Source organism: Nostoc sp. NMS9 (genome assembly GCF_017114995.1).
GTDB lineage: Bacteria > Cyanobacteriota > Cyanobacteriia > Cyanobacteriales > Nostocaceae > Nostoc.
In genome coordinates this window covers 27,609-41,027 of record NZ_JABXKL010000030.1, presented here as the reverse complement: position 1 = coordinate 41,027, position 13,419 = coordinate 27,609, and the positions used below count along the sequence as shown (strand labels likewise).

The window sequence follows — 13,419 nt, the reverse complement described above, 5'->3', positions numbered from 1 at the left end:
CTACAAAGCTTAGAGTTAAGAATTGACTGTTTGCCGCTGATGGTTGTGTTAAAAACATCACTGTTAGAGTAGATGCTATGTCTACAATGGGCTACGCTTACGCACTGATGTAGCACCGGGGTAAGAGAAGAGTGTCTTGTTTTTTCATCTTCGCAGGTAGTAGGGTACTTCACCAAGCATGATATGGTACTGCTTGTAGCTTCTGGAACTAGCTTGAAAACAGCCAATATTTTTGAAGTTATGCATACTTTAGTCATGACATTAAACGTGTCAGAATTTTCGGAGATAGTTTCAGTGCTATCACGGCTGTACCAGCAGCAGTTGGAACTACTGCTAGTTGTAGATAACCCAGGTAATATTACTCCTGAAAGTATCTGTCAAGCACTGGCACAAGAAACAGAAAAAACTAGAGGTAATGCTAGTATTAGTTCCTTTGAGGTAGAACATCAGATTTTCGTTGAGAGACAATTACTCAAGTCCCAATGGTTACTAGCACGCGCTATAGTACGTAAAGATACGACAGGCAAATACACTCACTTCATTGAAGTTTATGAGGTAGATTTGGACTTCTACCGTAAGTCTAATAGGGTCATGCAGACCAATACGCCCAAATATCACATAATCATGACTGAAATCTTGAATGATGTGTTGATTATTGGCCAGTTAGAAGTGGGAAAATTAGAGTATAGACCAACATCCTTCAATTTGGTTGAACATAGTCGACAATCGCCAGAACAAATACAGATGAATCTGGGCTATCGGCGCTTGATTTTTTTCACCAGTCAATATAAATTTGAAACCTGCTGCATCGATGAAAAACTTCTGGCACAGATTTTGACTAACTTGTTTTTAAATTCGATTAAATCTTTCTCAGATGATAGCATTTTCAAGTTTAATTTCCTTAGTCAAGATAGACAAGCCGGATTTGAAATTCAAGAGTGGCAAATTTTTATTTTCCAAGAAGATATAGTAGATTTTATTGAATCATTTTATCACACTATAAATGGTATTAATATACTAAATAGTAGATTAAAAATGGCAATTTTAAAAAACTGTGTAGATATCTACACAGTTAAAATATTTATTACAAAAATTGTTATTTTTGTAATAAATATGGCTGTATGGTGTCGTTAAATAATAAAATATAAAGATGAGGTAATTTATGCACAGAATATTAATAATAGAAGATGAGGAAGCAGTTAGGGAAAACATTTTAGATTTGCTAGAAGCTGAAGATTTTGAAACTATTGCTGCGGCTAATGGCAGAATCGGGGTAAATTTGGCTATCTCCGAAGTTCCTGATTTAATTCTTTGTGATATGATGATGCCAGAAATTGATGGTTATGGCGTGCTAACAGCATTACGTCAAGATCCATCAACGGCAACAATTCCCTTCATCTTTCTCACTGCGAAATCTGCCAAATCTGACTTCCGTCAAGGTATGGATATGGGTGCAGATGACTATATAACTAAGCCATTCACTCGATCTGAGTTATTAAGTGCCATCATCAACAGGTTGGAAAAATACGCTACTTTAAAAAGGTATTTATCTCCTCAGACAGTAATTAATAACTTGTCTCCAAAAATGCAGTTGTTAGAAATTAGCTTACACCGAGCTATCAAACAACATAATTTTCAAGAATTTGAAATTTATTATCAACCAATAGTCGATATCGCATCTGGAAAAATAGTAGGTGCTGAAAGTTTATTGCGCTGGCAAAGTCCAGAATTAGGAATGATTTATCCAACAGAATTTATTCCGTTAGCAGAGTCTACAGGTTTAATTGTTCCGATTGGAAAATGGGTATTAAAAAGGGTATGCCAACAAATTAAAAGCTGGCGTGATGCTGGAATTCATTCCTTGATTGTTGCTGTAAATCTGTCAGTAATTGAATTTAATCAGCCAGATTTCATTCATAATGTAGTGAATTTTATATCTGTGAATAATTTGGAACCACATAACCTAGAACTAGAACTCACTGAAAGTATGATTATGCAAGATGTAAATAGTGCGATCGCTACTATGAGCAAATTGCAATCTTTGGGTGTTAAAATTGCGATCGATGATTTTGGTACGGGTTATTCTTCTTTGATTTATCTGAAAAATTTACCAATTAATACATTAAAAATAGACCGTTATTTTATCCATAATGTTGCTAACGATTTGCAAAAGTCAGCCATCGCTAAGGCATTAATTCAGATGGCTCATAATCTCAATCTAGATGTAGTGGCTGAAGGTGTAGAAACAGAAGCAGAATTAGGTTTTTTACGCCAACACAACTGTAATTATATGCAAGGGTTTCTATTTAGTCGTCCCTTACCAGCAGCAGAATTTGAAAAATTTTTTGCTTACTAACAAATGTTTGTATGTGTAAATATTGGGCATTGGGGAGCCAGCGCCGTGGGCGGGTTTCCCGACTTGAGGCGACTGGTGTCATTGAGCATTGGGCATTGAGAATAGAATTTAGTCACTAGTACAGGTCGGCGGAAATAAACCACCCATTCCAAATCGATGAAACGCTTATGCTGTATTCATTTTTAATTTTTAATTTTTAATTCCTCCTTGCGGTACTAGTGCTTTATTTTTGAATTGTTAATAGGATGACTAACTAAGGAAAATCAAACTTTTGACTGGCGACAATTATTAAGCCTCAAGTCTAGAGTAGGAACATTGTGTATAATGTCTACCACCATGAAAGTCCCTGCGCGTTGCTTGCTGCCAGTTTTTTTAATGACTTTGGCAGCAGCCTGTAACCAGACTCGCGCTAACTCAGATAATCCTACACCTCAAAAATCTGTACCTTCTACCCAACTGACACAGAATCCTACACAGCCAAAAAATATTGTCCCTACTGAAGCACTTTCACCTACACCCATCCGAATCAATCTGAAGAATTTACCAGCGCCCTTTGCAACAGAAAGCGCTTCCAAGCGGCCTGAAGTTGTGCCCATTCCACAAAATCCGGTGCTGCGTGTACCACAAGGCTTCACAGTAAACGTCTTTGCTGAAGGTTTAGATGCCCCACGCTGGCTAGCTTTAACCCCCAGTGGTGATGTCTTAGTGACTGAAACCGGGCAAAATCGCATTCGGCTGTTGCGTGACAACAATACTGATGGTGTAGCTGACGTTCGAGAAACCTTTGCTAGTAGGGACAACGGACTCAATAGACCCTTTGGAATGGCTTTTGCAGGTAATTCTTTTTTTCTGGGGAATACAGATGCTGTGGTGCGTTTTCCCTATACTCAAGATCAAAATAAGATTACAGGTAAGGGGGAAAAAATTGCCGACTTGCCCGCTCAAGGTTATAACAATCATTGGACGCGCAATGTCGTTGTCTCGCCCGATCGCAATAAATTATATATTTCAGTTGGATCGGGAACCAATGTAGATGAAGAACCCTTACCACGGGCTTCCATACAAGTGATGAATTTAGATGGTTCACAGCAGCAAACTTTCGCTTCTGGCTTGCGTAACCCTGTTGGTTTAGACTTTCATCCTGTAACTAAAGAACTTTATAGCACTGTTAACGAACGGGATGGAATTGGTGATGATTTGGTGCCAGACTACCTGACACGCGTTAAACAGGGGGCATTTTACGGCTGGCCCTATGCTTATCTAACACCAAACAACCTCGATCCGCGCCAAAAGACAGATGACAAAAGTAAACGTCCTGATTTAGTAGCCCGGACTCAAACGCCAGATGTGCTGTTCCAGGCGCACTCAGCAGCATTGGGCTTGCAGTTTTATGATGGTAAAACGTTTCCAAAAAAATACCGGAACGGTTCTTTTGTGGCTTTTCGTGGTTCTTGGAACCGCGATCGCGGCACTGGTTATAAAATTGTATTTGTTCCTTTCGACGCTAAAGGGCGATCGCTTGGCTACTACGAAGACTTTCTCACAGGATTTTTGCTAAATCCTTCTGTACCAAGTACTTGGGGACGGCCTGTAGGTTTACTCGTGTTGTCAGATGGTAGTCTACTACTAACAGAAGAAGCCAATAATCGGATTTATCGGATTCAGTATACGGGGGAGTGAACAATTCAAAATTAATAAATTCGGGGATAGAATCTGTTAGCTGGGGGCAAATTAGAGCAGTTGTCATTATTTATAGAAAGATAAGATGTTGTGACTGCATCTTTCTACTCAGCTTGATCTCGTTTACGGTAAATCACTGATAAATACTAATACTCATCTGGTTGAGAAATTGATTATGACTCCCAATGAAAACAATACTCAGTCAAATATCAACGAAATGTCTCCACATTCAGGTACACGATATTGGGGTGAGGTGGAGGTAATCGAGGAGGGAGAAACCTATAGAATTAGTCGTGTGGAAATCAAGCCTAGGCATGGCATTAAACCACAAATTCATTATCACCGCAATGAACATTGGGTTGTAGTTTCCGGTGTGGCAAAGGTGACTTGTGGCGATACAGAAATATTACTGAATCGAAACGAATCAACTTATGTCCCCGCAGCAACTCTACATAAGGTAGAAAATCCTGGACATATTCCGCTAGTTATTCTGGAAATTCAAAATGGTGAATATTTGGGTGAGGATGATACTGAGCGCCCTTATGACTTAAATTTAGTCAAACCTGTAGCTGAAGGACAGTAACAGCTGGGGGAGTGGATGAGGGGACAAAGAGAATAACCGATGCCCAATCCCCCATGCCCAATGCCCCATTCCCAAATCAAAACCACCCTTCTTGTTCCAGGGTTTCAATCAGTTGCAAGCCACGGGGATCGCCCACTCCTAATAGTGAGGCTTTGGCGTCTTCCCGGACTCCCAAATCTTGATCTTCGGCAAAGGCTTGAATTAGGGCATCGATCGCTGTGGCATAAACTACATTAGAAGGCAATTCGCGGCATAGTTGACCAATTGCCCAAGCACTGTTACTCCGCACCGCTGCTACGGGATCTTGGACTAAGGCTTCGATTAATGGTGGTATTGCCCCTATAACTGCTTCATAACCGACTTCTGCCATCTGTGCTAAGGCGCTAGCAGCCCACAAACGCACTGCGGAAATGTCTGTTCTGAGGGCGTTTGCTAAAGGTGCTAAAGAACGGCGATCGCGACAGTTTCCTAAAGCCCAAACTACACCTTTACGCACATAGCCATTCCAATCACTGTTTAGTTGAGCAATTAACGGACTCACTGCTTCTAAACTGGGATTGCGTCCGATGCCATAAGCTGCACTTACCCGCACTAAGGGACAAGTATCAGTTAACAGGCGAATCAGATGGGGGGTAGAACGGGCATCTTCAATATCACAAAAAGCACGTGCCGCTAACATTCGTTGCTGAGGCTGGGGATTTTCCAGCAAGGCTAGCATCACTTCTGGATCTGGCTTTGCCACAACTGATTCGGCAGTTAGCGGCTCTATTTTATCTAAGGGGCTTTCTAGCTCCTCCTCAATATCGAGTAGGCTTAGATCGTCTTCGTCATACATAATTTGATTTCAATCCCGAAAAGGGATTAACACATAATCCCCCGCGCTAATAAGTTAAAGCTTTATATATATTAGTTGGGTTCTTATACATTTTTCCTTCTTCCTCGTTGAGTTTTATCCAAACGAGAACCTCTATAACTCAGACGCTACAGTATGTTATCGCTATCCTTGAGTTTATTTTTCTGCACTCAGGAATTTTACCATCCAGATGGATTGGGTTTGATAACCTAACTGATTATAAAGATTCAATGCGGGTTTGTTTGATTGAAACACTTGCAGGCCAATTTGGCGATCGCCTCTTTGAATAGCCCAATTTTCCAGATATCGCATCAAGGCTGTACCAATACCCCGTCGCCGATGTTCTGGTACAACGTAGAGGATAAAGATGTGAGCATGACGGTTTCCATGTACTTGATCTATAGCATTGCCCACCCAGAGGCAAGCGATCTGGGGATGGGGGACAGAGGGGCAGAGGGGCAGAGGGGCAGAGGAGAGAGATTCTTTATTGCTCCCTTGCTCCCCTGCTCCCCTGCTCCCCTGCTCCCCCTCCTCTTCTACCCACCACAAGGGCGTATTGCTAGAAAAGTATTGCTTAACTGTTTGCTCTAAGTGGGAAAAATCCTCTTTGGGAAAGAGATCCTGGTAAGTTCGCTGCATAAATTTAAGCAGCAGCGATCGCTCCAAAAGAGAGCCACGGCGAATAATATATCCAGGTAATAGTTGCTCAGACACTGCTAATGTTTATTGACTTAGCTAGCTCGCGTTATGTGCTGCTGGAGGTAAATCAGTTGGAGTAGGTTGAGAAGTTACCTCTACCTGTTCAATTGGTGCGGGTGCTGCCATATCGGACGGTAAAAAGATCCGGGCGCTGACTGCAACTAGGGCAAAGAGAAATACCAATACCGCAAGCAGCGGAGCGATGTATTGACGAAAAATAGCCATATTTTAATTGCAAGAAGCTAGGAACTTTTATGAGAACCTAGCTGAAGATTTGTGAAGTATTCTTGATTTATTTTAGCAATTTTATGTGCATAGGGAATTGGGCATTGTTATTCTCCTTGTCCCCCTACTCCCCTACTCCCGCTGGCGATCGCTCTCCAAATCATCAAGTACTCTTTCGCAATACCAATTCTCCGGCATCCCAGGATAAGTCTCTTTTGCCTGTTGAATTAACCGTTCGGCTGCGACAGTATCACCAGATAATTTAGCAATTAGCCTGTTTTTGAGATAGCTATCAGATAAACCCTCCTCTACCTGAGTTGGTATCCCTTCATTTATGGTTGATGGAGTTGATGGCCGGGATTGTTCTCTCCGCAACTGCCAAAATAAGACGTAATAAAGTGTACCAAAAATTAAAATTAGGCTGAGTGTTCCAAAAAAAGTTAGGAGGTTAAATGCTAGAAATCCCAGAACTAACTGCGAGAGAACATACCCAAGTAATAAACCAGTCAGTAAGAGAATAAATGTGCCGACAGCAATAACTACTTGATTCCCCATATATCCTCTTCTTCGTCGTCAAGTCCTGGTCTGGATAATACTACCACTGGCTTTGGATTCCAAGGGGCAAAGAATGGCAATAATAGTAATCCCGGCAAAGCAGCTATTGCTGTCAGTAGAAAGAATGTAGACCAGCCGGTGGTTTGTGCCCATGTACCTGCTGGAGCCGTGAGAATATCTCTACTAAAAGCCTGCAAACTCGAAAGTAAAGCGTACTGTGTAGCTGAAAAGCTTTGGTTACAAAGACTCATCAAAAATGCTACAAAAGCAGCTGTTTCTAAACCAGCACAGAATTGTTCTATATTAACGGCAGCTAACATTAGATAAAAGTTTTTACCTACTACTGCTAACGCAAAGAAAGCCAAGTTGCCGACAGCTTGCATTATGGCGAATATCCAGAGGGATCGATTAACACCAATTTTGGTCATTACTGCTCCTGCTGCCAAAGTGCCAATAATAGTGGCAAAAATTCCCAGCGCACCAGGAAATGCGATGTCGGTTTGAGTAAAATGTAAACCTTTATCTAACAAAAATGGGGTGGATACATTCTTTAGTAAAGAATCCCCCAACTTGTAGATCACAATGAATATCAGGATTAAAAGTCCTTGTAGCCAGCCCTGACGCTGGAAAAATTCAATGAAAGGTAATTTGACGGCGGCGGATAAAGTCTGAGGCGGGCGATCGCGTAGGACTGGTTCTGGTGCAAAAATAGAAGTTACCAAGCCTACGAGCATCAACAGCGACATCAACAAGTAAACAGCTTGCCAAGGCATTCTGTCTGCCAAAAATAGGGTGACATAACCAGTTACGAGAATGGCAACGCGATAACCCAACAAGTAAATAGACGCTCCAGCACCTCTTTCTTCTACTTCCACTACATCAGTGCGGTAAGCATCAACTAAAATGTCTTGGCTGGCGCTAAAAAAGGCAACGGCCACAGCAGCAATTATTAAAGGTTGTAGCTCTTGGGATGGGTGTTGTAGAGCCATGACAGCTATAGTTGACAGTAATGCTATCTGTGTAATTACCAGCCAACCTCGACGCCGCCCCAAAAAAGGCGGTACAAATCTATCTAGTAAAGGCGACCAGAGAAATTTTAAAGAATAGGGCAGCTTGACTAAACTAAAAGCGGCGATCGCTGCCAAGCTAATCCCTTCTTTGGTCAACCAGGCTTGTAATGTCTGACTGGTTAAATATAACGGCAACCCTGATGAGAAGCCAAGAAATAACAAAGCTCCCATCTTCTGGCTGCCAAAAATTCGTAGCAGCGATTTATTTACTTGCACAATCTTGAAGATTCCTTTTTATTTAATTGAATTGCAGTTATCTTGCCATAACTGCTGTCTAATTTCGTGTAAGCACACAAATCTGCTAAGATTTTCTTTATTTAAGATACATATCAGCAATACTCTAACAGTGTGATTATTCGTTAATTTTCCTTAATTGAATAAACCTGATGCCCTCTGATTTCTACTCTGTGTGCAGCAAGGCATTTTTCCCAACCTTTAAGCGTACCAATGTCACTTTTACTATTGAGTAATCCTAATTGCTGTTCTTGTTGGGTGAGTTTAGCAAATTCTTCGTAGCCTGGGTAGTTGCTGGTAACAAATGTTTCCTTACGGTGCAAAATCGGCGGATTTTCCCTAGTTGCATAGTCTCGATGAGTGACGACTAAGGTTTTTAAATCAATACCTATGCTGGCTTTTAACGTCGGGTGGGGATCAGTGTCGAATTCAGGGTAAGACAGATAGGATATTTGCGGCTTGTCAGTGTGATATTTGATCAATGTGGCTTCATCTACACGCCCAATGGTACGACTAGCACAACCTTCACAAATTCGTAGTACGGGATCAAGTGCTGCTAGTGCGGAAACATGGACATAAAGCGCACCGCGCGTGTGTTTACCAATTTGGCTTTTTTCGCACGCAGTTTGAATCACTCCAGGTTTGCCTAAACTGAAAAGTTTTTGGTCAGCTACTTGACAAGCTTCCTCGTAGCTACTAAAAAAGGCTTTGATATCGTGACGCATTTCTGGCGCTAGCTTCTGCCATGCAGGACGTTTATCAAAGTGAGTCAGGGCGAGATAAACTTGGATATCGAGAGAACGACGGTAAGCGATCGCATCCCATTCAGCCTCATCAGTAGCTTGCAAAACTACACCGAAGGCGCGGCGAAAGTTACCAAATTCGCTCACTAATTCCTGTTCATTTTCCAATTCGCCTTTCACGGGTAGTCTACCGCGCTTAGTAAAAAAAGCCATGAGTGGTTGCAGCTGTTCTTGATAGTCTTCAAACCGCTTGGTGGGAATGCGGACTCGCGGTGTAGAAGTGGTAGAAAAGAAGCGGATAGCTTTGTAACTTTCTTTTTCAGCTTCATCTCGAAAAACAAAGTAAACGCCTAGTGCGATCGGTACTGCATCTACATTTAGGACTTCATCAATATAAGTTTTGAGTTCTTGTTGTTCGTAATATTTCTGAAAAGTGTTGCGGCGCGTCACAATGCCATCGTTGTAAGCAAGTTGAGTCTTGCTGGGAGCGTTAATCAGTATTTGAGCCGCGACAATTAAAACTTTCCCAGTGAGTTCCCAGGCTTGGCAAAGGCTTTGACGGCGTTCTTCTGAGTCTTCAATGACGTTGAGGACATAACCCAAATTGACCACATCGGCGGGGGTGTGTGGTACATCGGGATGGTAGTAAGGGTCCCAGCCTGCGCTGGTGTAACCTAAGTTTTTTACTCGCTGGACATCACCACCGTAGCCGCAACCGTAGTCAAAAAAAGTGGTGTCTGCATTTAGGATTGCCCATTCTATTGCCAATCGCACGGGGCGAGATATATCAGTGCGAGCGATCGCAGCTCTATGACGCTCAATTTCTAGCGCTTCAGGCATAATATTATTTGTCAGTTAACAGCGAACAGTTAACAGTCAACTAATATCCTTTCAATTTTTAACCGCCAGTTCAATTAAATCTTCAATTTTCTTGATATTTGGATCGCCTGCTAAGTAGCCAATACCGCGATGCAAATGTAAGCGGAATTGGGTGGCGAGGGTTTCTTTGTCGGTGGGATAGCCGTCATTGTGACAGCGTTGCTTGAGGGCGAGGAGGAGAATATCGGACATTTCGCCGCCAAAGACGCGCCAAGTCATTTCGACGTTGCTATCCTGGGGAATTGGGACGGGGGAGGGTGCGGTTGGTTCTGTGAGGGAACGGCAAAATGCCCAGCGGCATAGGATATTCCATTGGTCGATTTTGGTGCTGCGTCTGAGTTTGGTAAGTTGGTCTTTGGCCGTTTGAGAGAGTTTTATTCTTTCGATTGGGGATTCCATAGTTTTTATAAATAAATAGTGATATAGAAATCATAGTGCTGGGAAAACTAAGAGTATGTCTTAAGTTTTAGCCAAGAAATAATGAATGGAAAGCCCTGAACTGCGACTTCTCTCACGCCCAGCAGACAGTTCAAAAGCCTTAGTTTTTATAGATGGATATTTAAGCGAAGAAAAAGTGAGAAACAATAATTTGCTTTATGCCTTGAGTAATGCTGGTTGGCGACATTCTGTATATCATTTGTTGTGGGATTCTGGTCTTTTTGAAAGTTCTATTATGGGTTTGGGTCTTGGTCACTGGCATAAAACCAAATATCGTGCAGAACGAGTTGGGAGAGATTACTTTCCTTATTTGATTTGTAATCAAATTCCTGAAAAAAATGTCTCTCTTATGGCTCATTCATTAGGGGCGCGTGTTGCTTATTATTGCATGGAAGTTTGGACAGAAAAACAACATTTATTAGAAAATGTGATTCTTCTTGCTGGTGCTGTTCGTAGAGATAGTAGCAAAGATTGGGGATATGTAGCTTCCCAGATCAGAGGAAACTTAATCAATGTATATAGCTCTGATGATAAAATATTAAAATATATATTCAAAACAGCTGAAGCCGGACAAAATGCTTGTGGACGGAAACCAATAAAAGAGTATCACCCCAGAATTGTTAATGAAGATGCAACATATCTTATTGGTAAAAGCCATAGCCCATCCAAGTCCTTCGGCTACTTACCAGAGTTAGTTAGAAAAGGGCTATGGCAGATATGAAATTTTTTGTAACCCCAATTCATTATTAATAGCGGTAATTTCTAGCTGTATATCTAAATCATTAGCCATTGCAGCTAGTTGTTCCTTCATATATTTCACATCAGTGAATTTATTTGATATTTGCTTTCTTTCTTGCACTTGTTTTGCGATACGTTCTAATAGCCATTCTAATTCTTCTAATGACAAAACACGTAGGTCATGCTCTATTTTTATTAAATATGGTGAGTTCATAATTGATCTCCTTTCCAAAGGTCGTTAGATATATTGTAAAGATGTAGGCTTCAAAAAATTGCGCTCGCTCAATTTTTTAACAATATTTACTACCAAAAATATCCTGGTTGGATAGTTGTTTGCCGGGTAGAAGAGTCGTATTTGAGCAGGTATTCGCGGGCGATTGCTTCGTTTTCTCGCAGTGTTTCTACTTCTTTTTTGCCAATCTCAGTATCGGTAGATAACAAAATTACTTGATGGCTGGCGGATGGAAAGTAACGCTCAACTAGGTTGCTGCGGTGGGATGAGTCGAGTCTGCCTAGTGGCGTATCGATTGCTACTGGTAAGCGGTGTCCAGAGATTTTGGCTAAACCCCAGAGGAAGGCGATCGCTAGTAGTTGTTTTTCGCCAGCAGAGAGGCGATGTTTAGGGACGGGTTTACCATTTAAATCATACAAGTAAAGTCCAAAAGTATTGCTATCAATGGCAATGCGATGTACTAAATCTGATTTGTGGAGGAGATAAAGGAAGCAATTTTTAACTTCTTCCTCTAATTTATTGAGCTTTCTTAAGGTTAGTTTTTCCCGGAAAATCTTGAGTGTTTCTTGAACTTTAGCTGCTGAGGTAATAATATGATCTTTATTTTTACGTTCAATATTTTCTACAGTATATTCTTGTAATTCTTTTTTGGTCTTATCAAGGGCAGTTGCTAACTCAGCTAACTTTTGGCGAGTTATCTCATAATTTACTTTAGCTTCCGAAACTTGATTTTGTGCTTTTTCCACAGCTTCGTGCAGCTTTTTATAGGCTTCTGGTTCTGCTGCTGTTTGTACTTGTCTTGCTAAATTGATAATTTCTTCTTCTAAATTTTTGATAATATTTAATTTTTCTTTTGCAGTATTTAAAGCGTTTTGCAAATAATATCTTAGATTATCCAATTGACTCAAACTTTCCTCATCAGCTAATAACCAAGGTGATTCCGATTGAGAGTAGCTTGTATATAAACTATCAATATCTTCAGCTAAAAAAGAGTTAATTTTATCAACTTTATCAGAAGCGATCACTAATTCACTTAGCCAGTTTAGTAAGCGTTTGTCTCGTTCAAGTAAAACATCTCTAGCTAACTGTACTTGTTGATAGCGAAATTCATTTGCTCCCTGTGCTTGTACTTGACTCAGTAAATTAGAAATTAGCTCTAAAGGTAACACATCAGCAGCTAATTGACACATTGACTGCCGAATATTTTCTGCTGCGGCAGTTTTCTCTTTTTGTTGTTGTTCTAGTTGATTACGTTCTGCGGCGATTTTACCCCCTTCCGAAACGAATTTATCTAAGACTTCTCGCTGTATAGTTTCTAATTCTTCAAGTTGATTTTTGAAATGGGCTAATTTTTCTTCTATAACTAGGTAATCTTCTTGCTGCTGCGTTAACCTTTTTTCAATTTCTTCTATATTAGCTAAATCTTTAGTGTCAGCCATTTCTTTACGTTTGCGGTTAACTAAAATCTCCAAATCAACTGCTAAACGATCAGATAATTCTAGTCCTAAAAGTCCGCGAATAGCTTCAATTACAATTAGTGGTGGTGATTCCTGTTCTGCAAGGTTTCTTACTTGTTCACCATCGAAAAGAAATAAATTAGAAATTCCTAATGGCAACAGATTTTCTATATAGTCATCCCAAGTATTCACCAAAGATTCAACAGGCCAAGTATCATCATCGCCTAAAATTCCCAAAGAATCTTTACCATCTTTAGGATTTTTTTCCCAAGTTCTGACAATCCGATATTTTACTGGTTTATCATCTTCTATGTGTTCAAAAACTAATTCAATCCGGGTTTTTTCGGCAGGGTTAGCTTTACTATTAACACATTGGTTCAGAAAATCGTTATAACTCAAATTACCACGGGTAGAACATTGAGCGCGATGACCATAAAGCACAAGGCGTATGGCATCCATCAGCGTAGTTTTTCCCCCGCCATTCATCCCACCTAATAAAATAATTGGACGCAGATTTTCATCTTTTCTTGGGTCAAGATTGATTACTTGTCTTCCAGAGTAAGGACCAAAGTTTTGTAGTACAAGTTCAAGAAATATCATTGATATTTAAGAATAAAATATATGACGAATGGAATTCGCTCAGTATTGTTTCGTTATTTTTGTAGGGTGTGCATTGC

General features: G+C 40.7%; 14 protein-coding genes. 5 read left to right on the top strand and 9 right to left on the bottom strand.

All coding sequences use genetic code 11. The features are described from left to right. Nucleotides 1–183 precede the first annotated feature (183 nt). The 4 genes from HWQ40_RS10460 (at nucleotide 184) to HWQ40_RS10445 (ending at nucleotide 4,619) form a co-directional block, all read left to right on the top strand. Nucleotides 184–1,134, top strand: a complete 951-nt coding sequence (locus HWQ40_RS10460) for a hypothetical protein (RefSeq protein ID WP_292777384.1) — start codon at nucleotides 184–186, stop codon at nucleotides 1,132–1,134. Nucleotides 1,135–1,162: 28 nt separating this feature from the next. Beyond that, entirely contained in the window at nucleotides 1,163–2,356 is a 1,194-nt protein-coding gene (locus HWQ40_RS10455; protein ID WP_292777382.1) for an EAL domain-containing response regulator, read from the top strand. A gap of 336 nt (nucleotides 2,357–2,692) precedes the next feature. Beyond that, complete coding sequence (locus HWQ40_RS10450) at nucleotides 2,693–4,036, top strand: sorbosone dehydrogenase family protein (protein ID WP_292777531.1); 1,344 nt, start codon at nucleotides 2,693–2,695, stop codon at nucleotides 4,034–4,036. Between the two features lie 175 nt (nucleotides 4,037–4,211). Continuing rightward, complete coding sequence (locus tag HWQ40_RS10445) at nucleotides 4,212–4,619, top strand: phosphomannose isomerase type II C-terminal cupin domain (RefSeq protein ID WP_292777380.1); 408 nt, start codon at nucleotides 4,212–4,214, stop codon at nucleotides 4,617–4,619. Between the two features lie 76 nt (nucleotides 4,620–4,695). Here HWQ40_RS10445 and HWQ40_RS10440 read toward each other — a convergent pair whose 3' ends face one another. From HWQ40_RS10440 to dndE, 7 genes are all read right to left on the bottom strand, one after another. Beyond that, the gene (locus HWQ40_RS10440; RefSeq protein ID WP_292777378.1) at nucleotides 4,696–5,454 is read right to left on the bottom strand and encodes a HEAT repeat domain-containing protein; all 759 of its coding nucleotides are present in this window, start codon (nucleotides 5,452–5,454) and stop codon (nucleotides 4,696–4,698) included. Nucleotides 5,455–5,628: 174 nt separating this feature from the next. Beyond that, on the bottom strand, nucleotides 5,629–6,186 hold the full coding sequence (locus tag HWQ40_RS10435) for an N-acetyltransferase (protein ID WP_292777374.1): 558 nt from the start codon (nucleotides 6,184–6,186) through the stop codon (nucleotides 5,629–5,631). Nucleotides 6,187–6,207: 21 nt separating this feature from the next. After that, on the bottom strand, nucleotides 6,208–6,396 hold the full coding sequence (locus tag HWQ40_RS10430) for a hypothetical protein (protein ID WP_292777372.1): 189 nt from the start codon (nucleotides 6,394–6,396) through the stop codon (nucleotides 6,208–6,210). 132 nt (nucleotides 6,397–6,528) lie between these two features. Then, nucleotides 6,529–6,951: an ABC transporter permease gene (locus tag HWQ40_RS10425; RefSeq protein WP_292777370.1), complete on the bottom strand. Its 423-nt coding sequence runs from the start codon at nucleotides 6,949–6,951 to the stop codon at nucleotides 6,529–6,531. After that, nucleotides 6,936–8,237: an AmpG family muropeptide MFS transporter gene (locus HWQ40_RS10420; RefSeq protein WP_292777367.1), complete on the bottom strand. Its 1,302-nt coding sequence runs from the start codon at nucleotides 8,235–8,237 to the stop codon at nucleotides 6,936–6,938. The genes HWQ40_RS10425 and HWQ40_RS10420 overlap by 16 nt, the downstream gene beginning before the upstream one ends. A 143-nt stretch (nucleotides 8,238–8,380) precedes the next feature. Then, on the bottom strand, nucleotides 8,381–9,838 hold the full coding sequence (locus tag HWQ40_RS10415) for a DNA phosphorothioation-associated putative methyltransferase (protein WP_292777365.1): 1,458 nt from the start codon (nucleotides 9,836–9,838) through the stop codon (nucleotides 8,381–8,383). A gap of 51 nt (nucleotides 9,839–9,889) precedes the next feature. Next, nucleotides 9,890–10,276 (bottom strand): DNA sulfur modification protein DndE, encoded by a 387-nt coding sequence (gene dndE / locus HWQ40_RS10410; RefSeq protein WP_292777363.1) that lies wholly within the window; start codon nucleotides 10,274–10,276, stop codon nucleotides 9,890–9,892. 85 nt (nucleotides 10,277–10,361) lie between these two features. Between dndE and HWQ40_RS10405 the strand changes: the two genes are divergently transcribed. Next, a complete protein-coding gene (locus HWQ40_RS10405; RefSeq protein ID WP_292777361.1) occupies nucleotides 10,362–11,036 on the top strand; it encodes a DUF726 domain-containing protein in 675 nt (224 codons plus the stop codon). On the opposite strand, the gene HWQ40_RS10400 is transcribed toward HWQ40_RS10405, so the two are convergent. Both HWQ40_RS10400 and dndD read right to left on the bottom strand, forming a co-directional pair. Beyond that, nucleotides 11,022–11,267: a hypothetical protein gene (locus HWQ40_RS10400; RefSeq protein WP_292777359.1), complete on the bottom strand. Its 246-nt coding sequence runs from the start codon at nucleotides 11,265–11,267 to the stop codon at nucleotides 11,022–11,024. The genes HWQ40_RS10405 and HWQ40_RS10400 overlap by 15 nt on opposite strands. Before the next feature lie 89 nt (nucleotides 11,268–11,356). Then, a complete protein-coding gene (gene dndD / locus HWQ40_RS10395) occupies nucleotides 11,357–13,342 on the bottom strand; it encodes a DNA sulfur modification protein DndD (protein WP_292777357.1) in 1,986 nt (661 codons plus the stop codon). Between the last annotated feature and the right edge of the window lie 77 nt (nucleotides 13,343–13,419).

Bases quoted from the DNA above. Each gene is read 5' to 3' on its own strand.
- HWQ40_RS10460 (WP_292777384.1), top strand. From the start codon at position 184: ATGGTACTGCTTGTAGCTTCTGGAACTAGCTTGAAAACAGCCAATATT.
- HWQ40_RS10455 (WP_292777382.1), top strand. From the start codon at position 1,163: ATGCACAGAATATTAATAATAGAAGATGAGGAAGCAGTTAGGGAAAAC.
- HWQ40_RS10450 (WP_292777531.1), top strand. From the start codon at position 2,693: ATGAAAGTCCCTGCGCGTTGCTTGCTGCCAGTTTTTTTAATGACTTTG.
- HWQ40_RS10445 (WP_292777380.1), top strand. From the start codon at position 4,212: ATGACTCCCAATGAAAACAATACTCAGTCAAATATCAACGAAATGTCT.
- HWQ40_RS10440 (WP_292777378.1), bottom strand. From the start codon at position 5,454: ATGTATGACGAAGACGATCTAAGCCTACTCGATATTGAGGAGGAGCTA.
- HWQ40_RS10430 (WP_292777372.1), bottom strand. From the start codon at position 6,396: ATGGCTATTTTTCGTCAATACATCGCTCCGCTGCTTGCGGTATTGGTA.
- HWQ40_RS10425 (WP_292777370.1), bottom strand. From the start codon at position 6,951: ATGGGGAATCAAGTAGTTATTGCTGTCGGCACATTTATTCTCTTACTG.
- HWQ40_RS10415 (WP_292777365.1), bottom strand. From the start codon at position 9,838: ATGCCTGAAGCGCTAGAAATTGAGCGTCATAGAGCTGCGATCGCTCGC.
- dndE (WP_292777363.1), bottom strand. From the start codon at position 10,276: ATGGAATCCCCAATCGAAAGAATAAAACTCTCTCAAACGGCCAAAGAC.
- HWQ40_RS10405 (WP_292777361.1), top strand. From the start codon at position 10,362: ATGGAAAGCCCTGAACTGCGACTTCTCTCACGCCCAGCAGACAGTTCA.
- HWQ40_RS10400 (WP_292777359.1), bottom strand. From the start codon at position 11,267: ATGAACTCACCATATTTAATAAAAATAGAGCATGACCTACGTGTTTTG.
- dndD (WP_292777357.1), bottom strand. From the start codon at position 13,342: ATGATATTTCTTGAACTTGTACTACAAAACTTTGGTCCTTACTCTGGA.